Annotated in this window: 20 protein-coding genes and 1 pseudogene; 11 read left to right on the top strand and 10 right to left on the bottom strand. The window is 69.0% G+C overall.

Features of this window, described 5'->3' with window-relative positions; all coding sequences use genetic code 11:
* The first annotated feature begins 2 nt into the window (after positions 1–2).
* Together N8I87_RS39045 and N8I87_RS39040 are read left to right on the top strand one after the other, a co-directional pair.
* Entirely contained in the window at positions 3–1,022 is a 1,020-nt protein-coding gene (locus N8I87_RS39045; protein ID WP_263215632.1) for a histidinol-phosphate transaminase, read from the top strand.
* Between the two features lie 246 nt (positions 1,023–1,268).
* The gene (locus tag N8I87_RS39040) at positions 1,269–2,492 is read left to right on the top strand and encodes a hypothetical protein (RefSeq protein WP_263215631.1); all 1,224 of its coding nucleotides are present in this window, start codon (positions 1,269–1,271) and stop codon (positions 2,490–2,492) included.
* A gap of 103 nt (positions 2,493–2,595) precedes the next feature.
* Here N8I87_RS39040 and N8I87_RS39035 read toward each other — a convergent pair whose 3' ends face one another.
* Together N8I87_RS39035 and N8I87_RS39030 are read right to left on the bottom strand one after the other, a co-directional pair.
* Positions 2,596–4,152, bottom strand: a complete 1,557-nt coding sequence (locus N8I87_RS39035; RefSeq protein ID WP_263215630.1) for a M4 family metallopeptidase — start codon at positions 4,150–4,152, stop codon at positions 2,596–2,598.
* Positions 4,153–4,385: 233 nt separating this feature from the next.
* Positions 4,386–5,226 (bottom strand): annotated as a pseudogene (locus N8I87_RS39030) (IS5 family transposase).
* A 374-nt stretch (positions 5,227–5,600) separates the two neighbouring features.
* On the opposite strand from N8I87_RS39030, the gene N8I87_RS39025 reads away from it, so the two are divergent.
* The 4 genes from N8I87_RS39025 (at position 5,601) to N8I87_RS39005 (ending at position 8,580) form a co-directional block, all read left to right on the top strand.
* Complete coding sequence (locus N8I87_RS39025; RefSeq protein ID WP_263215629.1) at positions 5,601–6,749, top strand: LmeA family phospholipid-binding protein; 1,149 nt, start codon at positions 5,601–5,603, stop codon at positions 6,747–6,749.
* A gap of 106 nt (positions 6,750–6,855) precedes the next feature.
* Positions 6,856–7,308: an SRPBCC family protein gene (locus tag N8I87_RS44150; protein ID WP_317633532.1), complete on the top strand. Its 453-nt coding sequence runs from the start codon at positions 6,856–6,858 to the stop codon at positions 7,306–7,308.
* A complete protein-coding gene (locus N8I87_RS39010; RefSeq protein WP_263215627.1) occupies positions 7,305–8,096 on the top strand; it encodes a rhomboid-like protein in 792 nt (263 codons plus the stop codon). Before N8I87_RS44150 ends, N8I87_RS39010 begins: the two co-directional genes overlap by 4 nt.
* A 289-nt stretch (positions 8,097–8,385) precedes the next feature.
* Positions 8,386–8,580: a hypothetical protein gene (locus N8I87_RS39005; protein WP_263215626.1), complete on the top strand. Its 195-nt coding sequence runs from the start codon at positions 8,386–8,388 to the stop codon at positions 8,578–8,580.
* Positions 8,581–8,718: 138 nt separating this feature from the next.
* On the opposite strand, the gene N8I87_RS39000 is transcribed toward N8I87_RS39005, so the two are convergent.
* The 5 genes from N8I87_RS39000 to N8I87_RS38980 form a co-directional block, all read right to left on the bottom strand.
* Positions 8,719–10,320 carry a M4 family metallopeptidase gene (locus N8I87_RS39000; RefSeq protein ID WP_263215625.1) on the bottom strand — a complete coding sequence of 534 codons (1,602 nt, stop codon included), beginning with the start codon at positions 10,318–10,320 and terminating at the stop codon, positions 8,719–8,721.
* A 146-nt stretch (positions 10,321–10,466) separates the two neighbouring features.
* Entirely contained in the window at positions 10,467–11,447 is a 981-nt protein-coding gene (locus N8I87_RS38995) for a LysR family transcriptional regulator (RefSeq protein WP_263215624.1), read from the bottom strand.
* A 191-nt stretch (positions 11,448–11,638) separates the two neighbouring features.
* The gene (locus tag N8I87_RS38990; protein ID WP_263215623.1) at positions 11,639–12,751 is read right to left on the bottom strand and encodes a S8 family peptidase; all 1,113 of its coding nucleotides are present in this window, start codon (positions 12,749–12,751) and stop codon (positions 11,639–11,641) included.
* 145 nt (positions 12,752–12,896) lie between these two features.
* Positions 12,897–13,814, bottom strand: a complete 918-nt coding sequence (locus N8I87_RS38985; RefSeq protein ID WP_263215622.1) for an alpha/beta fold hydrolase — start codon at positions 13,812–13,814, stop codon at positions 12,897–12,899.
* A 44-nt stretch (positions 13,815–13,858) separates the two neighbouring features.
* Positions 13,859–15,439, bottom strand: coding sequence for an alpha/beta hydrolase (locus tag N8I87_RS38980; RefSeq protein WP_411577340.1), 1,581 nt, complete (start codon positions 15,437–15,439; stop codon positions 13,859–13,861).
* A 253-nt stretch (positions 15,440–15,692) separates the two neighbouring features.
* On the opposite strand from N8I87_RS38980, the gene N8I87_RS38975 reads away from it, so the two are divergent.
* Complete coding sequence (locus tag N8I87_RS38975; protein WP_263215621.1) at positions 15,693–16,019, top strand: hypothetical protein; 327 nt, start codon at positions 15,693–15,695, stop codon at positions 16,017–16,019.
* Between the two features lie 186 nt (positions 16,020–16,205).
* Here N8I87_RS38975 and N8I87_RS38970 read toward each other — a convergent pair whose 3' ends face one another.
* A complete protein-coding gene (locus tag N8I87_RS38970; protein ID WP_263215620.1) occupies positions 16,206–17,555 on the bottom strand; it encodes a S28 family serine protease in 1,350 nt (449 codons plus the stop codon).
* 461 nt (positions 17,556–18,016) lie between these two features.
* On the opposite strand from N8I87_RS38970, the gene N8I87_RS38965 reads away from it, so the two are divergent.
* Positions 18,017–18,895, top strand: coding sequence for a hypothetical protein (locus N8I87_RS38965; RefSeq protein WP_263215619.1), 879 nt, complete (start codon positions 18,017–18,019; stop codon positions 18,893–18,895).
* 100 nt (positions 18,896–18,995) lie between these two features.
* Here N8I87_RS38965 and N8I87_RS38960 read toward each other — a convergent pair whose 3' ends face one another.
* Positions 18,996–19,616, bottom strand: coding sequence for a TetR/AcrR family transcriptional regulator (locus tag N8I87_RS38960; protein WP_263215618.1), 621 nt, complete (start codon positions 19,614–19,616; stop codon positions 18,996–18,998).
* Positions 19,617–19,704: 88 nt separating this feature from the next.
* On the opposite strand from N8I87_RS38960, the gene N8I87_RS38955 reads away from it, so the two are divergent.
* The 3 genes from N8I87_RS38955 to N8I87_RS38945 all read left to right on the top strand — a co-directional run bounded on the left by N8I87_RS38955 (position 19,705) and on the right by N8I87_RS38945 (position 21,038).
* Positions 19,705–20,508, top strand: a complete 804-nt coding sequence (locus N8I87_RS38955; protein ID WP_263215616.1) for an SDR family NAD(P)-dependent oxidoreductase — start codon at positions 19,705–19,707, stop codon at positions 20,506–20,508.
* Positions 20,505–20,633 carry a hypothetical protein gene (locus N8I87_RS38950; protein ID WP_263215614.1) on the top strand — a complete coding sequence of 43 codons (129 nt, stop codon included), beginning with the start codon at positions 20,505–20,507 and terminating at the stop codon, positions 20,631–20,633. Before N8I87_RS38955 ends, N8I87_RS38950 begins: the two co-directional genes overlap by 4 nt.
* A gap of 111 nt (positions 20,634–20,744) precedes the next feature.
* A complete protein-coding gene (locus N8I87_RS38945; protein ID WP_263215613.1) occupies positions 20,745–21,038 on the top strand; it encodes a hypothetical protein in 294 nt (97 codons plus the stop codon).
* Positions 21,039–21,155: 117 nt separating this feature from the next.
* Here N8I87_RS38945 and N8I87_RS38940 read toward each other — a convergent pair whose 3' ends face one another.
* Positions 21,156–22,097: an ADP-ribosylglycohydrolase family protein gene (locus N8I87_RS38940; RefSeq protein WP_263215611.1), complete on the bottom strand. Its 942-nt coding sequence runs from the start codon at positions 22,095–22,097 to the stop codon at positions 21,156–21,158.
* Positions 22,098–22,192 lie beyond the last annotated feature (95 nt).

Genomic DNA, 22,192 nt, shown 5'->3' with positions numbered 1-22,192 from the left:
CGATGGACATCCCCGTGCTGCACCGACTTGCCCTGAACGAGAGCCCGTATCCCCCACTGCCCTCGGTACGCGAGGCGATGCAACGGGCCGTCGCACAGGCCCACCGCTACCCGCAGTTCCACCCCGAGGACCTCACCGAGCAGATCGCCGCATGGTGCCAGGTGGCCCCCGACCGTGTCGCGGTCGGCAGCGGGTCGGTCGGCGTGGCACTGCAGTTGCTCCAGGCGGTGGTCCGGCACGGCGACACCATGGTCTACGGCTGGCGCACGTTCGACGCCTACCCGATGCTGGCCACGATGGCCGGCGCGCACCCCGTCGCCGTACCCCTGTCGCCGGACGGGCACCAGGACCTGGACGCCATGCTCACGGCGCTCGACCACCGCACCCGCGTCGTGGTGCTGTGCAATCCGCACAACCCCACCGGAAGCCTCGTCACCGCCGACGCGCTGTCGGCCTTCCTGCGTCAGGTCCCCCCACATGTCACCGTGCTGCTCGACGAGGCGTACGTGGAGTTCGCCCGCCACACCGCCCTGCCGGGCACGACCGCGCTGTTGGCCACGCACCCCAACCTGCTGGTCCTGCGCACCTTCTCCAAGGCCTACGGCCTGGCCGCCCTGCGGGTCGGCTACGGACTCGGCTCCCCCGACCTGGTGGAGCGGATCCGCGGACAACAACTGCCCTTCGGAATCAACGCGGTGGCAACGGCGGCGGTCGAGGCCTCACTACGGGCCGAGAGCGAGCTGCGCCTGCGCGTGGACACCGTCGTCGCCGAACGCGAACGGCTCCGGCACGAACTCCTCGGCCTCGGCTGGCGTATACACCCGAGCCATGGCAACTCCCTCTGGCTGGCCGCGCCCGATCCGATCGATGAGGGTGCCGCGGCACTCACCGAGGCCGGTGTCCAGGCGCGCCACTACCCCGGCGAAGGACTCCGGCTCACCATCGGCAACCGGAATGCCAACGACACTGTGCTGACGGCGCTGGCGGGACTGCGTGCACTCCAGAGTGCGTCGCGGACGTGAGCTTGTGCATGACGGCGGCCAAGGCCCGCTTGCCGGCACGGCGGGCAGTGATACGGCGGCAGAACGCGCCGAAAGTTCGCTTGCCGGTCATCTCCAGGCCGCCATTGATGCCATGTCGCGCTTCCTGACGGTCCAGTTCACTGGAGCGCCCCCCCTCAACCGGACCTGAAAGAGGGACGCATGTCGAGACGCATGCCAAAGCGCGGGCTTGTCACGCTCGTCGCTGTCGGCCTTGCCTCTTCCGTAATGTCGACCGCCACGGCGTCGACGGCCGGCAGCCCCGGCAGCCCCGGCAGCCCACTGACGCTCGCCGTGTACGGCGACTCGCCGTACGGCATGTCGGCGTACGCGCCCGCGGGCCAGAGTGCCGACACGTCGCAGTTCCAGAAGACCCCGGCGTTCATCGGCACCGTCAACAGTGACCCGACGGTCAGCGACGTCATCCACGTGGGCGACATCCACTCGGGCAAGGAGTTCTGCACCGAGGGCTACGATGCCTCGATCGCGTCCGCGTGGCGCTCCTTCACCAAGCCGCTCGTCTACACGCCGGGCGACAACGAGTGGGCCGACTGCCACAAGGCGTCGAGCCTCACCTCACCCGGTCAAGGCGGGGGCTTCTACGACTCGGCCTCCGGCGCGATCAACTACATCGGCACGAGCGGCCTGTCGACCGACACGGCGGACTGCGCCGACTACCACTGTGGCAACCCGGTCGACAACCTCGCCGCGATCCGGCGGGACTTCTTCGCCCAGCCCGGCCGCACCCTCGGCAGCGGGACACTGAACGTGGTGTCCCAGGCCACCGCCTACGACCCGAGCCACCCGGGCGACGCGCAGTACGTCGAGAACGTGAGGTGGGCGCAGAACGACGTCGTCTTCGTGACCATCAACGTGCCGGGGGGCTCGAACAACGACGCCGACCCCTGGTACAAGATGCCGACCGCGACTCAGGCACAGACCGACGAGCGGACCAGCCGGACCGCGGCCGACGTCCGCTGGCTCGATGCCGCCTTCGCCGACGCGCGAGCCAAGCACGCCAAGGGTGTGGTGATCACGGCACAGGCCGACATGTGGGACCTCGACGGCAAGACCACCAAGCACCTGACGAACTACGAGCCGATCATCAGCGAGGTCGCGGCGAAGACGACCGAGTTCGGCCGCCCGGTGCTGATGCTCAACGGCGACTCGCACCTGTACCGCTCGGACAACCCGCTGTCGCCGACGGCGACGTGCACGGGCGAGACGGACCCGGCCACAGGCGCGAGCGTCTGCGCCCATGACCCGGGTAGCAACGCGTGGAACGAGCACCCGTACTACAACGTCTCGAACTTCCACCGGATCATCGTGCACGGCAGCACCACCCCGCTGGAGTGGCTGAAACTGACCGCGGACCCCAACGCCCACTACGCCGTCACCGACACCACCTACGGCCCGTTCAGCTGGCAGCGGATGCCGCAGCCACAGCTGTGACCCGCTGAGCGCACACCGGCCACGGTGTCTCGAGAGGGGATGGGGTTCCGGATCACTCCCGGTGATCCGGAACCCCTGGGTGAAGGCAGAGCCTTGGGTTCGGCTAGCCCACGTCGACCGCGCTCCAGGCGGCGGCCACGGCCTTCGCCTCGGCACCGTCCGCGCCGTACAGGTCGCCGACCGCCTTCAGGGTCGCGTCACGGGCGGCCTTGTAGTCGGTCGTCGAGGTCATGTACGCGGTGAGTGCCTTGTACCAGATCTTGTACGCCTTGTCCCGGCCGATCCCGGTGACCGTCGAACCGTTCGACGTCGGGGAGTCGTACTCGACACCGTTGATCGTCTTCTTGCCGCTGCCCTCGGACAGCAGGTAGAAGAAGTGGTTCGCGATGCCGGAGGAGTAGTGGACGTCGAGGTCACCGGCGCCCTGCTTCCAGGCGTCCAGCGAGTTGCCGTCCTTGCTGGGCTTGTCCATGTAGCGCAGCGGCGTGCCGTTGCCGTTGATGTCGAGCTTCTCGCCGATGAGGTAGTCGCCGACGTCTTCCTTGTTGTTGGCGAAGAACTCGACCGAGGTACCGAGGATGTCGCTGGTCGCCTCGTTGAGCCCGCCCGACTCACCGCTGTACTCCAGCTTGGCGGTGCGTGAGGTCAGACCGTGGCTCATCTCGTGGCCGGCCACATCGAGCGAGGTCAGGGGCTTCTTGTTCCCTTCACCGTCGCCGTACGTCATGCAGAAGCAGCCGTCGTCCCAGAACGCGTTGACGTACGCGTTGCCGTAGTGGACGCGGGAGTACGCGGCCTTGCCGTCGCCGCCGATGCCGTCGCGGCCGAGTTCCTTCTTGTAGAAGTCCCAGGTCATCGCGGCGCCGTAGGCGGCGTCCACGGCAGCGGTCTGCGGGTCGTCGCTCTTGCCGTTGCCCCACTTGTCGTCGTCGTCCTTGACGATGTCGCCGGTACCGCTCTCGCCCTGGTGCAGGTCGTAGGTCTTGTGGCCGCCGCGGTCGGCGTCGGTGAGCTCGAATCCCGAGCCCGTCTTGGTGCTGGTGATCGGGACCTCGCCGCTGTACTGGCTGGTGCCGGTGCCGGTCTCGACGGCCTGATACTGGTACAGCTTCTTGCCTGTGGTGGCGTCGGTGATGACGTGCAGCCGGCTGGGGGTGCCGTCCTTCTGGACACCCGTCTTGACGGTCTCGAAGGCGAGCACGGGAGTGCCCTTGCCTCCGGCCCAGATCACCTTTCGGGCGCCGGCCGCCGCCTTGAGGGCGGCGGTGGTGGTCGCCACTGATATTCGGGCGTTACTGGCCTTGGTGACGCCCTCGAGCTTGCCGTCCTTGGCGGTGTGGGTGACGAGGTCGCCGCCGAGTACGGGCAGTGCGGCGTAGGTGCGGTCGTACCGGGTGTGCACCGTGCCGTCGGCGTCCTTGATGACGTCACGCACGATCAGCCTTTCCTTGGCACCCAGTCCGAGGGTCCGGGCGGCCGACGCCGCCTCGGTCTGCGCGGCCTTGACGGCCGCGACGCGGTCGAACGTCCCGTGGCCCTGGGTGGTGACCTCGGCTCGTTCGGGGGTGGCCTGCGCCGCACCGGTCTGTGCCGCGATCACTGCCGCGGCGGCCAGGGCCACGAGGGCGGCGGTGGGCCGGGTGTGTGCATGGAGGGTCATGCGGTCTCCATCGATCGTTCCTGTGGGGGGATGCGAAGAGCGTGACACCCGGTCGGAGAAGTTGACAGGACACGGACACACACCTCACAACTCCTCGACGTTTTCTGTCCGCTTATGGTGATGGAGTGTTCGATAGTCGGCCGAGTTTGACTCAGCATCAGCCGAGCCCAGGGCCGTGTTCTTTTGACTCGTTCTCAGAGGGCATTTGATCTAGGCGAATTGCCCTTTCTATTCTAGTAAGTCCCTCGCCAGGTTGGTGTCGTCTCGTCCGTTATGCGCTTGGCGAGGTTGTCGATCGAGGCGACGTGGATCATGGCCTCGGAGCTGGCGGGAAGGGTCTCGTAATCGCGAGAAAGGCGCCGGTGCAACATAAGCCAACCCAGGCTTCGCTCGACTACCCAGCGTCTTTTGACAACGTGAAAGCCGCGAACTCCGGGGTTTCTGTTGACGACTTCGACGTCGATTCCGAGACGTGCGCCGTGCTCGATGACGGCGTTCTTGAAGCCGGTGTCGACCCAGCTCTTGGCGATGGTTGGATACGTCTTCTTGGCTTGGTCGAGAAGACGTATTCCTACGGCGTTCTCGGAGAGGCTCGCGGCGGTGACAGTCACGGCGAGGATGAGTCCGATCGTATCGGTGAGTATGCCTCGCTTGCGGCCGACGATCTTCTTGGCGGCGTCCGTTCCCTGGCTGGTCAGGGGCACGTTGGTGGAGGTCTTCACGCTCTGGGTGTCGATGACGGACCCTGTGGGTTCGGGCTTGCGCCCTTCCTTCACGCGGGCGAGCCCGGTCAGGTCGTAGTTGAGCTGGGCGAGGATTCCCTCATCGCGCCAGGCGGCATAGTAGGCGTAGACGGTGCCGTAGTTCGGGAAGTCGTGTGGGAGGTATTTCCAGGGGATTCCCGTGCGGTTGATGTAGAGGAGTGCGTTGAATACGTCGCGCAGGTCGACCTTGGTAAGGCTGCCCGGTGGGTCTGCGGTCGAGCCGGGCTTTTCTCCAGGCCGTCAACGTCGGCTCGATTAGGGCCCATCGGGCGTCGGAAAGGTCGCTGGGGTACGGCTTCCGCTGGCTCACGTTCCAGAGGGATCATGGGTGTGACGGAAGATCGGGTTCCGGTGATCATCGGGCGGTTCCGTGCCATCTCTACGTCAGACACGCTTCGAGGATCGAAGCCGAGCGAAACGGGCGGGCAGGTCCGGAAGTCTTGAAGTGATGAAGCGCATTGATCCGCCGAAAGACCTCAAACTGACACAGCGACAGAACTCGCATACCGGCATGAGGCATACCTGAACGCCCACTCAGATGCGACTTGCGAACCAGGTGCCACTATGTGATCAAATGAACCGATGCGTACCCCCCACATAAAGACGCATCATCCTGACCGGTCGGACGGGCCTGTTCCCGAGATGGTTCCGCGCGGCCGCAATCCGTACGACGAACTTGCTTCGTTGGCGGACCGTCCATGGGACGACTCGCTCACCAAGGGCAGCACAGCGACCCAACAGGAAGAGGACGCCGACGAACCCTGGGCACCGCCCAACCACAGGCGCGGCAGCCGACGCCGTAACCGCGCCACCGGCCTGCCCACCGTGGCGCGAGTCCTGGCCTGGGTGCTCACCCTCGCCTGCCTCGTCACGCTGGCCGACCGCTGGGCGGTGCTCTACGCCGAGCACAAGGCCTCCGAACGACTCGAGGACGAACTGGGTCTCGCCGCCGCCCCCGAGGTACGGATCGGCGGCTTTCCCTTCCTCACACAACTGGCCGCACGGCACCTGGACTCGGTCCAGGTCACCCTGCCCGACATCCCGGCCGACCGGGTCACCCTCACCCGGGTCACCGCAGCGGCGGACGACATACGCATCGACGGCGACGGTCCCACCACGATCCGCGGCGCACTCATTCGGCAGATGCACGGCCAGGTACTGCTGTCCTTCGCTGACATGAACCGTGAACTCGGCGCCTCGCAGGTGGGTTTCACGGCCCACGGCCCGGGCCGCGTCCGAGCCGACGGCGCCCTGCGCATCGCGGGGCGCAAGCTGCACGTTCGGGCCGAGGCACACGTCCGGCGTGACGGGGACCGGGGCATCGCCACTTCCGTGGACGGCATACGGCTGGACATCGACGGCCTTGCCACGTACCGGCCCGGAACCGGGCCCGCCGACGGCCTCCATCTGACCGGCCCCTCAGCTCGCCGTCTCACCCGGGAGGCAGAGAAGATCCGAGCCCTGTTGGCGGTTCCGGAGATCGTGCACCGCCTGGGCGTTCCCGACAGTGCGGTACGTGCCGCGCTCCACGACGAGGACGAGCTCCATCAACTCACCGGCGCGCCACGCTTCCTGCGCAAACTGACCGGCGTCAACCTCGTGGACGCCGCACTCGCCCACCCGAAGCTGCTCGAACATCTCGGACTCGACCTGTCCGTGTTCACCGCACTGACCAAGCTCACCCGCCCTCAGATCGCCGACCGTTTCTCCTTCGCCTTCCAGCTGCCGAAGCCGCCTGCGGGCTCCCTGCACCTGCAGCGTGTGACAGTGGCGAAGGACGGCATCCGCGCCGATGTGTCGGGAACGGGACTGCTCCTGAGCCGAGGCGGCTAACGGATGTCGGGCAGGTCGCGCAGTTGCCTGCGTGAGATGAGGCCGAGCTTGCGGAAGATTCAGCCGGTCCGATTCCTTCGACGTGCGGCTGCGGGCCTGCTCGCCCGTGGCGCGCAACTCGGCGGCGGCGCGCTCGGCGAACGCCTCCACGCCGAGGTCGGACAGCGGCTCATGCGCCAGGCGCAGCGCGGACCGGCGCGTCACGCCGTCGGCCCTGGCGGCACAGCCGCTCTCCGTACAACAGTTGTGCCCGGGCGCGGTCGCCCCGCACCGCATCCTGTGGGGCGGTCCCGCGCACGGCATCACCGGCGTGCACGAGTGGACCTTCACGGAGGACGGCGACGGCGTCATGGTCCGCACCCGGGAATCCTGGGCGGGCGCGCCGCTCGACGCCGACCGGGACAATCTCGCCGCGGCGCTGGACGAGTCTCTCGGCACCTGGCTCGATGCCTTGAAGAAGGCGGCAAAGCAGCGGCCGAGCGGCGCTTACTCGTCCATCCGACACTGGCCGCCCCTTCGCTCCTCGGCTTCGATCAACCGGGACAATCTCCCAGCATGAACTCTCAGTCCCCGTCGGGCCACTTGGGCGGCCTGCTCCGTACCGCGCGGACGTACCCGCGCCGTGCACCGCTGACAGTCACCTACGTCTGCCTGCTACTCGTCAGTCACGCCTGGGTCGGCTACGGGCTGTCCGCCGAGCGGGCGACCACCCTGCTGGGCCGCCTCAGCACCAACCTGGACAATCTGCACGATCACCCGGTGACCGCCCTGCTCGGCAGCGTGCTGTTCTTCGACGGTTCGCTCACGGATGTCACCTCGATCGAATTCGTGGGGACCTTCATCACCCTGGGCCTCGGTGTCTGCTGCTTCCTGGCCTGGGTGGAGCGCCGGTGGGGGAAGCCGCGCGCCGTGGCCGTGTTCCTCGGCGGGCACATCGCAGCCACCCTGCTCACCGTCGGCGTCGTCACCGTCGCACTTCGGCACGGCTGGTATCCGGCGGCCGTCCGGCAGGCTTCGGACTACGGGGTCAGTTACGGTGCCCAGACCGTGATGGCGATCGGCACACTCGCCCTGCCCCGGCGTGGCCGCCTCCCCTGGGCGGTCTTCGTGCTCGCCTGGCCGCTCGGCGGTGCCGAGTGGCCCGGGCCGCTGCCGGACTTCACCACCGTCGGCCACCTGCTCGCTGCCGTCCTCGGTTTCGGGCTGGTGGCCGTCCCGGCATTCAGACGTCGACGGGGCCAGGCTGCCGGGGTGCCCTCCACTGCGCGTGGCTGCGGGCCGGTTCCGGACCCCGCCTCGACATCGACTTCACCGGCAGTCGAAGCGGAGACGCCCTCAGCGGACTGAGCCCCGGTGACCGGGAATTCCAACTCCTCCTTGGATTCTCGCTCTTGACGATCACTCATACGGCCTGAAGCATGAGCGACCGTCATGACAACGTTCTCCAATGAGGAGCTGACGTCCATGAGATGTCCCGGCTCCGCCTGGAGCCGGCCTCTCACCCGCCGAGGTCGCGCGGCAGCTGTGGCGGCAGCTGACGGACCCTCGGCTGGCCGGTCAGGAGCGGCTGTTCTTCGAAATCTGCGGGCAGGCGCTGCGGGGCCGCCCGGAGGCCGTCCCGGTCCTGGAAGGGCTCGTGACGGACTGGCTGGAACCGCTCGTGGCCGCCGAGGTCGACGCAGGCGCGGAACCTGCCGCGGCCCGCAACCGCGCCCGGCTGGGACTCGCCACCGTCCGCGGTCTGCTGCTGGACCTGCTCGCCACCGGTGATCGCGCCGGCGTCGACGCGGCGATGGAGGAGTTCCTCCAGCTGTACTACGGCTCGGAGTAGGGCATCGGCTCGGCCATGCTCAACTGGGCAGAAGGCCGTATCCACCAGCTCGTGCAGCAGCACGGAAGCCGGCCCGGGCGACGGCTGTGGGGGCGTCGTCCGGGCCCGCTCCGATGGATCAGGCGGTACGTCGGTGGGTCAGGAAACCTTGACCGCGCTCCAGGCCGCGGCCACGGTGGCGTACTCGGGGCTGGTGGCGCCGTAGAGGTCCTTCGCCGCGTTCAGAGTCGCGGTGCGGGCGCCCTTGTAGTCCGTGGTGGAGGTCATGTAGACGGTCAGCGCCCGGTACCAGATGGCGGAGGCCTTCTGGTTGCCGATGCCGGTGACGGTGGAGCTGTTGCAGGTGGGGCTGTTGTAGGAGACGCCGTTGATGGTCTTGGCGCCACTGCCCTCGCTCGCGAGGTAGAACCAGTGGTTGCCGACGCCCGAGGAGTAGTGCACGTCGAGGCGGCCGACCGACTTCGACCAGCAGTCGGCGGAGTGGCCGTCCAGGGACGGCTTGTCGAAGCGGCGCAGCCACGGCGGGGTGGACTGGTCGCTGAAAAGGTAGTCGGGGGTGTCGACCGGGTTGTTGGCGTACCACTCGACCATGGTGCCGAGGACGTCGCTGGTGGCCTCGTTCAGGCCGCCGGACTCACCGCTGTAGCGCAGGTTGGCAGTGGCCGAGGTGACACCGTGCGTCATCTCGTGGCCCATGGTGTCGAGGTCGACCTGCTCGGGGTCCGTGCCGCCGTTGCCGTCGCCGGTCATCATGCAGAAGCAGGAGTCCGACCACTGGGCGTTGTCCCAGTTGGTGCCGACGTGGACGAAGACGGTGGCGCCGCGGCCGTCGTTCTTGATGCCGTTGCGACCGAAGGTCGTCTTGTAGTAGTCGAACGTCTCCGCGGTGTTGGCGTGCGCGTCGACGGCGGCGGTGGCGCGGTCGGTGGAGAACTTCCTGCCGTCGCCCCAGATGTTGTCGGCATCGGTGAACAGGGTGCCGGAGGTGCTTTTCAGGGACGAGGACGACACATTGTGCGCGTCCTTGGTGATGTGGCCGCGCACCGGGTCGACCAGGGCGAACGTGCCGTCGGCCTGCTGGGTGGTGTCGATGCTGACGTCACCGGTGTACTCGGAGTGGCCGGTGCCGGTCGCCTCGTGCTCGACGTCGTAGTTCTCGATCGCCGCGCCGGTGGTGGCGTCGGTGACGAAGACCTCGCCGTGCGGCTGGCCCTTGTCGCCCACGCCCTGCACGGTGGTGCGCCAGGCCAGGCGCGGGGCACCGTCAGCAGCCCATACGATCAACTCGGGGGTGGACTTGGCGTTGCGCACCAACCCTTGCGAGCGCTTCAGGGCGCCGGCCGCGGTGCCCTTGGCGTCGACGGCGGGCGCGACGGACTTGAGCGCCACTTTGTGGGCCTTGGCGCGGGCAGATCCCTTGAACGAGCCGTCGGCGTTCTGGTGGACGACGAAGTCGCCGCCGACGACGGGAAGACCGCGGTAGGTCCGCTCGAAGCGGACGTGCTGGGTGCCGTCGGCGTCGATCACGACGTCCTTGACCTGGAGCGACTGGCCCGCGCCGAACCCGAAGGTGTCGGCGTGCCGGGTCACGTTCGCCTTGGCCTGGGATATCGCCGTATCGCGGACGGAGTTTCCGCGCTGTACCGCGTTGCTCTGCGAGTGCGCGGGTATGGCCATCGCACCCGTGGTGATGACGCCGATGGCGACCATCGCGGAAAGGGCAAGAAAAGGACGGGACATGACGGGGTGATTCCTTCGCTCGGGCGTGGGGTGACGACGTCCTCGGACGTTGACGCGAAGTGTTCAACAGGTGACATGTCCCTGACGTGACTTCATCTGGGATATAGCTTCGGAGCTATAGGGTGTCGGGACCGTGACCCAGCCGGTCACCTGCCCTCGCCGAGGGCGAAGTCCCCGCCGCCGTCCTCCCACCAGGCCAGATACTGTGGCCGCTGCTGCACCAGCGACAGATAGGCGGTCAGCAGACGCTCGCAGGCCGCGTCGGCGAGCTCGGGCGGAACCGATTCCGTATTCCAGGCCAGCAGCAGCCGTCGGTGGAACGGGACGTCCACGAGCGGCCGCTGCACGGTGCCTCGCGCGGACACATCGGCGGTGGGCCACACCCCGCAGACGGCTCGCCGGCCGGCGACCAGGATCTGCGCCACGGACAGGTCCGACGTCACATGGGCGATGCGCGGAGTGAATCCCGCCGACTGGCAGGTGAGATGAAGGTACGCGTGCACACCGCTCTCGTCGGCCTCCGGCATGACCCAGTCCTCACCCGCCAGCTCATGGAGACCGACCATCTGCCGGCGCGCCAGTGGGTGGTCCTCGGCGAGCAGGACGAAGACCGGCTCACGGAGCAGTGTGCGCGTAGCCACCGACTCGCCGACCGAAAGAGGGAAGCCCGGGAACTCGCCGAACACCGCGATGTCGCATTTCGACAGGCTCAGCGATTTCACCAGGGTATGCACGGAGCGGCGGGCATCTATGGTGAGCCTTCGTTCCGGGACGAGTTCGAAGAGGGCGGAGACCAGCAGGGACACCAGAGCGCCGGCGGTTCCGCCCGCCCTCAGCGGGGCGGTGGCCTGTCTGTCCGCCTCGGCCGCCGAGCGCGCGTGCTCGCGAAGCCGGTCGAAGCCGACGACGAGGTCACGGGCGCAGCGCAGGACGTACTGTCCGTTCTCGTTCGGCTTCACCCCATCGGCACTGCGGATGAAGAGCGGGCCGCCCAACTCGTGTTCGATCCGCTTCAGCTGAGCACTCATGGCCGGCTGAGAAAGCTGCAGCCGTGCGGCGGCTTTGCGGATGCTGCCGGCCTCGGCGACAGTCAGCAGGACACGGAGGTGCCGGAACTCGAGGTGCATGAACATTCCCCGCTCAACGCGGAGGGACCTGTCCACCCCCCGTGACCAGCAGAACCAGTTGCCCGACGGCATGGTGACCAAGAATCCGACGGACCCGTGGGGGCGGCAACCACGGGACGGTAAAACCTACATGCGAAATCAGGGGCAGCGGCGTGGACGCAGTCGCCCTCGTCCGGGGCGGCCGGCGCAGGTCAGAGGCCGCCGGTGTTGAGCAGCCGGTTGGGCGTGTCGGAGCGGACGCCGCGCACGACACCACGGGTGGCCGTGTGGTCGAGCCAGACGTGGACCTGGTTGGCCGTGGCGTGGGGGTGTGCCGACAGGTAGAGCGCGATCACGCCGGTCGCATGCGGCGCGGCCCAGGACGTCGCGCCGTCGTTCTCCGTGGTAGTACCACCGCCGGCGAGGGCGGCGGTCACCTTCTGGCCGGGGGCGTACAGGTCCACGCACCGTCCGTAGTCCGATCCGTAGGAGCCGCCGTCGCTCCACACGCGGTCGTTCGAGGTGGAGGCCGCCACGACGATAGTGCCGGGGACGCCGGCCGGGGAGTGCTTGCAGGCGTCGTCATGGAAGTTGCCGGCCGACACCACTGTCGGGATCCCCGCATCGACCATCTTCTTCACGGCGGACTCCAGGGCCGCCGACCGGTGGTCGAGGTTGAGCGACATGTTCACCACCGCGGGTTTCTGCGCGTGCGCGGTGACCCATTTGACCGACTTCACCAAGGCCGCCTCGGCCGCCGCCGGGGAGCCACCGCCGTCGCTCTCGCACACGATGCCCTGGACCCGTACGAGTTCCGCCTTGGGCGCCACCCCGTACCTCGCCCCGCCGATGATGCCCGCGACGAACGTGCCGTGGCCGGTCCCCGCCTCGCTGAAGCAGTCACCGGAGTCCTTCGGGCCCACGAAGTCGGCGCCGAGGTGGGCGCGTCCGCCGAACTCCTTGTGGGCGATGTCCATCCCGGTGTCGATCACGTAGACATGAACGCCCTTGCCCGTGGCGGTGGTGGTGAACTTCCCGTTCAGCGGCCGCGACCGCTGGTCCAGAATGTCCAGGTTCCACGGCACGTGCCGGGTGATGGGCGACGCCCCGGTCCGCGCGATCCCGGACAGCTTCCCCACGGCGTCGGGAGACGTCGGCCCCGAGCCGGACGACGTCCCGTCCGCGGAGGGCGCCACGGACGCCCCCTTCCCGTGCGCGGGGAGCTTCGCGCCGCTCGCCCCGGCCGCCGCACCGGCTTCCCCGCCGCAGGCCGAAGCCCCGATCATCGTCGCCACGGCCACCACCATGAGACCGGCCTTCGTCACGTTCCGTGTCACAACGTCCCCCGCGTTCCTGTTTTGTACACAGTCAGCGCACAAGACGACCACAGGGGGCGGGCGGTTCCAGCCAGGCGTGCGAGTGGGTCGGTCGGTTCGTCGGTTCACGCCCTCGGCGGACTGCGGCCCGCATCTATTCCGCGGCCGTGTGTTCCAGGATCGCGGAGACGTTCGTCGTCCAGTCGGCTCGCTCGACCCCGTGACCGGCGTTTTCGAGAGTCAACAGCCTTGCCTCGGGGACCTGTTCCGCGAGTGCCTCACCGTGCCGGAGCGGGAACATCGGATCGGCGGTCCCATGGATCACCAGCGTGGGCACAGCGATCGAGGACAGGGGCGCTCGTGAGAACTCGCCGTCCGGAAGGGAGTCGTGGTTTCGGGCCGCGGTGAAATCGTGCGCGCGCTCGACGTCACGACGGACAAGGCCGCGAGCGGCGGTCTCGTCGAACGGGCGCCGGCCCCCCGCGAGCACGCGCGCGTAGGCCACCTGGTGATCGATCACCGAGTCGGCATCCGACCGATCGACGTGAACGGCCGAGACGAACCGCATGAACTCCTGGGTCGGCGGCGGAAGCTCGCAGTCGCCGGGCACAGCGGACGATGTACTGATCAGGACGAGTGAGAGGACGTGATCGGCGTGGTCGAGCGCGAGCCGCTGCGCGAGTGCCCCTCCGGCCGAGACACCCACGACGTGCGCCGCCGGGATCTCATGGGCGTCCAGCACGCCGGCGGCGTCACCGACCAGGTCCGCGCCGGTGTATCCGGGACGACCCGGCTCGTACGTGACCGATCGGCCGGTGTCGCGGTGGTCGTAGCGGATCACGAAGCGCCCGCCCTCGGCGAGCATCCGGCAAAAGCCCTCCTCCCACCAGAGCATCGAAGCCCCGATGCCCATGATCAGCAGAATGGGCGGATCCGACGGGTCACCGAAGGACTCGGTGCACAGTTCGACGCCATCCGCCTCAATGACGCGCTCGGCCATCGCTACTTCTCCTCTCCTCTTCCCCTCCCCTCTCCAGTCCCATAGTGCCCATGTGTCGAGACCTCGGCGCATGGGGCGGCGGTTCCATGCCGATGCCGAGGTCCGGGCGAGGTGTGTCAGAAGCGGGGTGCTTCCGGTGTGTGCTGGGGCGTCGGGACGATGCGCTGGTTCACGCCGGGGCTCTGGCGGCCGGACGCTGTGCAGGTGACGTCCTGCGCCGGAAGCTTTCCGTTGCTCAGGTAGGCGTTGATGGTGCGGTTGGCGCAGGAGCGCGGGTCTTCGGAGTAGACGCCGTGGCCCTCGCCGCCCTTGACGTACACCATGCGCGAGCCCTTCAGAGCGTGGTGCATGCCGAGGCCGCTGGTCAGGGGCGTCTGGGGGTCCCACTGGTTCTGGACGGTGAGCAGGCCGACGTTGCTGTCCACCGCGGTGACCGGTTCGGCCGGCTTGCCCCAGAACGCACAGGGCGTGATGTTGGAGCCGAAGTCGCCGTAGAGCGGGTACTTGGCCTTGTCCCGGATCGCGTCACGCCGGTACTGCTCGGGGTCGCGCGGCCAGGCCGCGGTGTCACCGCAGACGACGGTCCAGAAGACGGCGGAGCCGTTGTCGGCCGGCGGCCGGGCGGCACGAGCAGCGGACCGGCGCGGTCCCTGCTGGTCGTCCGGCACGGAGGAAGGGTGGGAGGGGGTATGGCCGTCGGCGGCCCTCTTGAGGTCGACGACCGCCTCGGCGGCAGACTTGGGGCTGAAGAACTCGGCGCGCAGGGCGGCGCGGATGTCGTCCCCGGTGCGCTTTTCGCCACCGACGTCGATGGGAGTGCGGTCGGCCCGGGCGATCAGGTCCCAGAACGTCTTCTTCACCGCGGCCGGGGTGTTGCCGAGTTTGTAGGTGCGATGGCGCTGTGCGGTCCACTTCGTCCAGCGCGTGAAGGCCGGCTCGGCGCCCTCCGCCCAGACCTGGATCATGCCGCGCCAGACCCGTGCGGGGTCGACCGCGCTGTCCAGCACGAAGCGATCGGTCCGCTCGGGGAACATCTGCGCGTAGACGGCGCCCAGGTACGTGCCGTAGGAGTAGCCCAGGTAGGAGATCTTCTTCTCGCCCAGAACGGCGCGAATGACGTCCATGTCGCGGACGGTGTTACGGGTGGTGAAGTACGGCAGCTTGTCGCCGTTCTTGGCACGGCACTTGTCGGCCACGGTCCGGGCCCACTTGACGTCGCGGCTGAACGTCGCCGACCTGTAGGGGTGTTCGATGTTCTGCTGCGGGACTGTGAGACCGCAGGTGAGCGGGCTGCTGCGGCCCACGCCACGCGGGTCGAACCCGATGAGGTCGTACCGCTCGCGGACCTTCTGGGGCATCGTGTCCTTCATCATGGCCGGCATGTCCAGGCCTTCGCCGCCCGGACCGCCGGGGTTGAAGAGGATCGCGCCGTGCCGCTTGCCGGGGACACTGGTCTTCATGCGGGAGATGGCCAGTTCGATCGTCTTGGAGTCGGGGCGGCTGTAGTCGAGCGGCACCCTGATCGTCGCGCACTGGAACGCGGCAGGCAGTGATGCGTCGCATCGGTGCCACGCGGGCTTCTGGTTCTCGAATCTCCGCAGCGGTTCCGCCGCGGATGCCTGGGCCGGGGCGAGGGCGGGGATCAGAGTCGCCGTGACCCCCACAGCGAGCAGGGGCGCCATACGTCCTATCCGCACGATTGCCGTACCTTTCTGTCAACTTCGGTGACGGCACGACGATTTCGTGTTCGCGGTGGCGGGCGAATCCATCTGCGGGGCGGTCTTGTTCCAACTCCCGGCGTACTCAGAATCAGACGTGCGGATGAGAACCCGGACGGGCTGATTGCCATCCGCACCGTCCGGTCTCGTGGGGGCCGGACCCCAATCGTCGTGGCCGCAGCATCCGCAAAACTCGATTGGCCGACGTGGTTCGATCGGCCACGCTGGGACCATGACTCGCAGAATCATGTTCGTACAGCTCAAAACGGGCTACGACACCGACCGTGGGCCCTCGTGGATCGGGTGGGTGGACTTCTCCAAGACCTGGAAAACGGCGTACTTCCAAGGGCGGACGCTGCGGCGCGCCACGGGTCTCGGCCTGTTCGACGCCAACTTCTACGACGTCGAGACCGGTGAGGATTTCTGGATCTCCGGCCCCAAGCGCGACCGGAGCGACACACGGTACGGACCGGAAGGGCCGACCATCGAGGTTGATGCCGCAGACACTTATCGAAAGTTCCTCCAGGGGACGCCACTTCCCGGCCGGGAGAACGGCTGAGCCTGGCCCGGGTTCGCCGTGATGAAGTGGCTCGACGCCGTCCTCTGTCAACCAGAAGCAGCGTGATCCAGGATTTCCGTCACGTCGCGTGCCGGGCATCGCTGCGGCAGCCTCATCCTCATGGCGCTGGCGATGGGCGTGTGTGTTCCTGGGCGACAGACCATGAGAGCCACGGTCCTCGCGGCCTCACCGAGGAGACGGGCTTCCTGCCCAGCGGGTGAGCATGCCGACGGCCTCCGCACGGTCGGCGGGGGACAGCTCGGCGATCGCGGTGCTGTGGTTGGCGTCGGGGGCCCACAGGATGCGGGAGTCACGGGTGCCGGCCCGGAAGGGCTCGGCGACGGAGGGGTCCTGGGCGCCGTTGACGAAGAGGAGACGGCTGCCGTGACGGCGGACCCAGCGGTCGATGTCCGGCATGGCGTCGCGATCGAAGCGCATCGGTATGTCGCGCGGGACGAACGTACGGGGTTCGACGGCGTTCGGATACCGCAGGAGGTCGGACAGGTGGCGGGTGGGGAAGGCGAGGTACCCGAGCTGGGTGCCGAGTTGGTAGAAGTACGGGACGTAGTGCTGCAGGGCCGCGTCGGCGAAGAGGGGCAGGCCCGTGATGTCGTCCAGCCACGCGTACAGCTCGTCGGTGTCGGCGTCCTGGCCGGGGATGGAAGCAAGATCCGCGGCGGTGTTGCGCTGCCAGAACATGAACGGGGCCCGCAGCACGGCGATTTCGAGGGCCTTGTCGGCGCTGCCGACGATGCGGAACGCGGTGTTGCCGGCGGCGGCCCAGGCCTCGTAGCGGGCGACCAGCTCGGTGCGGCGCAGCAGCGCCAGCCGCTGCACGGTCCGCAGGGCCTCACGGCATCCGGCGGTGCCCACGTTCTCCAGGAAACGCAGGTACGCGGTGTTGTCACGGTCGTCGACGTTGTTCGGGGCGGAGTAGGCCACCGTGCCGTCCACGTCGTGGGGGTGGAAGCGGCGGTGGTAGACGCTGGTCATGCCGCCCTTGCTGCTGCCGGTGGAGATCCACGCGCCGCGGTAGAGCCGGCGGAAGAGGCGGACGACGCGGTGGTGGTCGTCGGCGGCCTGGCGAATGGTCAGCAGGCGGTAGTCGGCGTTCGCCGGACGCGAGGTGCCGAAGTAGCGGTGCTCGACCTGGAGTTGGTTGCCGCCCAGCAACGCGGTCGGTTCGGCCCGCCGGGGCGTGAGTACCGCCTCGTAGCCCGTGCTGAACAGGACGGTGGGGCGGTCGACGGAGGTGTGCAGCAGGGTCAGACGCTGCTCGAAGGTCCCGGCCGCGGGGTTCTTGTGGTCGGCCGGCTGGCGCAGGCCGAGGACGAAGAAACGGTACCCGGGTTCGGTGCCTTGGCGTTCCTCGATCACCCGCAGCCCGGGCAGGGCCCGCAGAGCCGTCAGGATGTCGTTGTCACCGAGACGGGTCCGGTGCGCCACCGTGGCCGTTGCGGGTGCGGCCGCCGTGACGGCGAGGCCCGCCGTCATCGCCGCCGAGGTCAGCAGGCGCCGTCTCGTCCACGTGTGCATCGTGATTCCTCCTGAGTCACGACCACCGCGACGGGGACCGGACCCGGAGCCGCGCGGTGGTGTCTTCCCTGACTGACTGACCGTTCCAGTACAGCCGTTGGGCGCCGCGTCAAGATCCCACGCCCGGGGGGACCGTCTCCCCCGGAGGGGGGAGAGCCCCTCGATCACCTCCCCCTGAACCACAGCCACCGTGCGGGCGAACCGCGTCGCACGTGACAGCGATGTACGGAACATGTCACAGGGCTCATACCGCCAGGTGTCTTCGCTTCCCCCAGAACCTCACTGAATGGGATCTTTACCGGCCGAAGCGGCCCTCGGACGGGCCGCAAGGAGGAAACGGGGTGGACATCTTGACGCACCAACAGCACAGCACCGGTAGCGGCAGAGCCGTAAACAGCGCTCGCAGAATCGGCAGGACGAGCGCGGCCCGCACAACGCGCCGCCGGGTCGCGGTGACCGCCATGGCTCTCACCATGGCCGTGCCACTGACCCTCGGGGCCGCAGGAGACGCGGGGGCGGCCGGGGACCACCCGATCGTCTTCGCCCGCTACACCGCAACGGCGCCCGTCGAAGACCTCTACGCGATCTCCCCCGGTGGCGGCACGCCCGTCCAGCTCACGCACACCCCCACCGTCAGCGATGTGATGCCCACTTGGTCCCCGGACGGCAAGCGGGTGGCCTTCGTCCGCTACGGATCCGGTGGCACCATCGACGGCATCTGGACGATGAAGAGCGCCGGCGGCGACCTGAAGGCCGTCCCCGGCACCAAGGGCGCCTCAGACCCGGCATGGTCTCCGGACGGCAAGCGGATCGCCTACGCCAAGCCCGTCGGCACCCAGCGCGAGATCTATGTGGCCGACATCGACGGCACCCCCGCCACCCGGCTCACCCACACCGCCGCGGACGACCTCCATCCGACCTGGTCCCCGGACGGCAAGTACCTGGCGTTCAACCGCGCGGACACGGCCGGGCACAGCAGGGTGATGCGCATCCGGCTGTCCACCCTGGCCCAGACGGCCGTCACCGGGGCCGGCTCCCACGACTGGACGCCCGACTGGTCGCACAAAAACCGGATCGCCTTCAGCCGCGTGGACTCTTCTGGCTTCGCCCACCTCTACGTCGTCCGCCCCGACGGCACCGGGCTGCACCGCATCACCGCCGCCCGCCTCAACGACAAGAACCCCTCCTGGTCCCCCGACGGCAGTCGCCTGGTCTTCACCAGAGGCGGTGCCGATGACGCGGACCCCGAACACCTCTACCTGGTACGGGCCGACGGCACGGGACTGACCCAGCTCACCAAGACCGACTCCCATGACCTGGAGGCGGACTGGCGCCCGTAGGCCCCCCGTCGGCGACCGGCGGCCCGCCCTGGTCCGGCGAACGCCCAACTGTGGCCAGGGCGCAACTCACGATCTCCGCGCGAGCGAGCGGATACGCGCCTCAGCCGCCGCCGCTGCCGCGTACCGCCGCGAGGCACTGGTCGTAGAGTTCCGCGAGGTCGAGGCGCCCGTCGTGCTCGGCCCAGAGCTCGGTGGCCGTGTCGACGCAGGCGAAGACCGTGGCGACGATCGCCTTGGCGCGTGGGTCGGCTGCCGGTCCACGCGCCCCGTCGGCAGCCTGGTCGGTGCCGGGGCCGGGGCCCAGGCGGGCCTGGACGTCCGGGACGAGGTCGGCCTGCCAGCGCAGCCGCTTCTCGACGTAGCGGGCGCGCAGCGAGGGCGTCGCGAAGATCAGACGGGACAGCTCCAGCACCCGCTCCGGGGTGTGGTTGGCGGTGAGGACGACCTCGAATCCGGCCCGCAGGGCATCCCAGGCGGACACCTCCGCCGGCTGCCGCTCCACCGTCTGCCTCAGCAGCTCACCCAGCGCCTCCTGGTCCCCACAGACCAGGTCCTCCTTGGTCCCGAAGTAGCGGAACAGGGAGCGCTGCGAGATCCCCGCCTCCCGCGCGATCTGCGCGATCGTCGTCTGCTCGTAGCCCTGCTCGGCGAACAGCCGCAGGGCCGTGTCCAGGATCGCCTGGACGGCGGCCTGCCGCATTCGGTCCCACAAGGTCGTCATGAGGCCCAAGGCTACCGTCCCTCTGGACAGCAGCCGCCTACTTGGCATTGACCGCCAGATAGGCAGTGACTGCAAGAGCGAGCGGATCATGACAGCGGTCGACTACGACGGCCAGACCACCCTGATCACCGGTGCCAGCGCAGGCCTCGGCGCCGAGTTCGCCCGCCAACTCGCCGCCCGTGGCTCCGACCTGGTGCTGGTCGCCCGCCGCAGGGAGCGGCTGGAGGAGCTGGCCGCCGAGTTGCGCGCTCGTCACGGGATCCAGGTGCACGTACTGGCGATGGACCTGGCCACCGGCAACCCCGGTCAGGCGCCGGCCGAGCAGCTGGGGCAGCTCGGCCTGTCCGTCACCAGCGTGATCGACAACGCCGGGTTCGCCGGCTTCGGCCCCTTCCACCAGGCGGATCCGGAACGGCTGCGGCGCGAGATCGCCGTCGATGTGACCGCAGTGGCGGACATCAGCCGCGCCTTCATCGGGCAGCTGCGAACGGCGGGCCGCGGGGTGCTGGTCAACGTGGCGAGCATGGCCGCCTACCAGCCCAACCCCCGCATGGCGCTCTACGGGGCGACCAAGGCGTTCGTGCTGAGCCGCACCGAGGCGCTGTGGGAGGAGTCCCGCGGCACCGGTCTGCGGGTGCCGGCCCTGTCCCCCGGCGCCACCCGGACCGAGTTCTTCGACGTCGTGGGCACCTCACGGGCCGCCGGCGGGACCAAGCTCGCCTCACCCGTCGACGTCGTCCGCACCGCGCCGGCCGCCCTCGACCGCAGGAACCCGCCACCGAGCGTCATCGCGGGACGCATGAACCGGGTGATGGCCTTCCTCGCCCGCCGTCTGGCCACCCGGCGGCAGGTCGTCCGGGCCGTCGGCCGCCTCACCGCCGAGGGGGCGTGACGCTGGGCGGGACGCTGTCGTTCCAGCCCTCTCCCGAGGTCTTCGCGCTGGGCGCGGCGGCCCGCGCGTACGCGGACATCCGGTACGACCGCATCGCCGCTCTGTTCGGGCGATGGCACATGTGAGCGCGGTGGACGCCGGGTCCGCCGCGTTCCCAGTGCTGCCGATGGGTCGTCGCGGGCGCCGCCGAGCAGGCAGCCAGGCGCATGACGCTCCTGAGTGACACGATCGGTGCTATGGGCACCGAGACGGACTGGGCGTACCGGGTGTTCGAGCCGCACGGCTCGGAGGGATGGCGCCCCTACAGCAGCGACCCCGAACGGTGGCAGGGCACGATCACCGCCGACGATTCGAGCGAGGGCCCTCAGTACGCCCTCTCGCTCGTCGTCGCCGACCTGATGAGCGAGTGGAAGGCGCGCGGCCTTCACCGCGCGAAGCACGTGCGGGTCTGCCTCTGGCGCGACGAGGAGGGCGAGGTGGAGGACGCCGACGCCATCGTGGAGGTCAGGCCGAACATCGACGGCGACTGACCGGCTCGGCGGGCACCTGATACGCCTTGTCCATAGCGATCCTCCGCATCGATCCGCGCGCATGCCACCGACAGGTGGCCACGTGGGCCCGGGTAACCGCCTCCGGCCCACCTCACCTCATCCCGCTGAGCCCGTTCCGCGTTCCACGTTGCCGACCCGGTCGGGCAGTGATTCGCGACGCTCCAGCCACGTCCGGGGGATCCCGGCCAGGCCGGTCCGTGCCGCGACCGTGCCGCCGGTGATGGCGCAGGTGGTGTCGACATCGCCGAACCCCTCCGCGGTGGTCCACAACGCGTCGACGAGACTGTCGAGGTGCCGGGCGGCGGACCACAGCGCGAACGGTACGGTGTCGCTCGCCCGGATCCGCTGACCGTTGCCCAGGATGTCGGCGGCCCGCCACGGGGGCGTGGCCGCGGGCAGGTCGACCGCCTCCCGCAGGCCGTCGCGGACCGGCCCCGCCGGCGTGCGCTCAGCCACCTGCCGCAGCAGCTCGGGCCCCTGCGGCGCGGGCTGGTTCCGGCTGCGTGCAGCCAGGGCGGACGCGACGGCCACGGCCACTGCGCCCGCGACGCCCTCCGGATGGGCGTGGGTGACCTCGGCGGAGAACGCGGCCTGCTCGGCTACTTCCTCCAGGTCGTCGCAGAACCACGCGCCCAACGGCGCCACCCGCATCGCCGCTCCGTTGCCGAGACTGCCCTGGCCGCCGAAGAGGCTTCGCGTGTGGACACGCCAACTCGACGGCTGTTCAGCGAGCTTGGGCAGCGGCTCGTGCATGCCGTACCCGTAGCCGCGGGCGGCGTCAGCGAGGTAGGTCGCGGCGAACGTCGCTGCGAGGTCGTCCTGGTGAACCGCGCCGTGCGTCTCCAGGACTCGGCAGAGCGAGAGCGCCATCGCCGTGTCGTCGGTCCAGTGCCACGCCGGCTCCTCGGGCGTCCGCCGTGCCTGGATCGCCTCGAAAGCCTCCTGAGCGGGACGGAAGCGCGGAAACCAGCGCTCCCCGAAAGCATCCCCGAGGGCCAGGCCCTCCAGCGAATCACGGGCGGCATCGGAAAGGATCATGGGCTGCATGCTGCCGGCGCACCCCACCCCCGTGCATCCGGATTCCCGCTCGATCCACCGACAACTCAGCTTTCCTTGACAAATTTTTTTGTCGG

The organism is Streptomyces sp. HUAS 15-9 (genome assembly GCF_025642155.1).
Taxonomy (GTDB): Bacteria; Actinomycetota; Actinomycetes; order Streptomycetales; family Streptomycetaceae; genus Streptomyces.
This window is presented reverse-complemented; position numbering and strand designations above follow the sequence as displayed.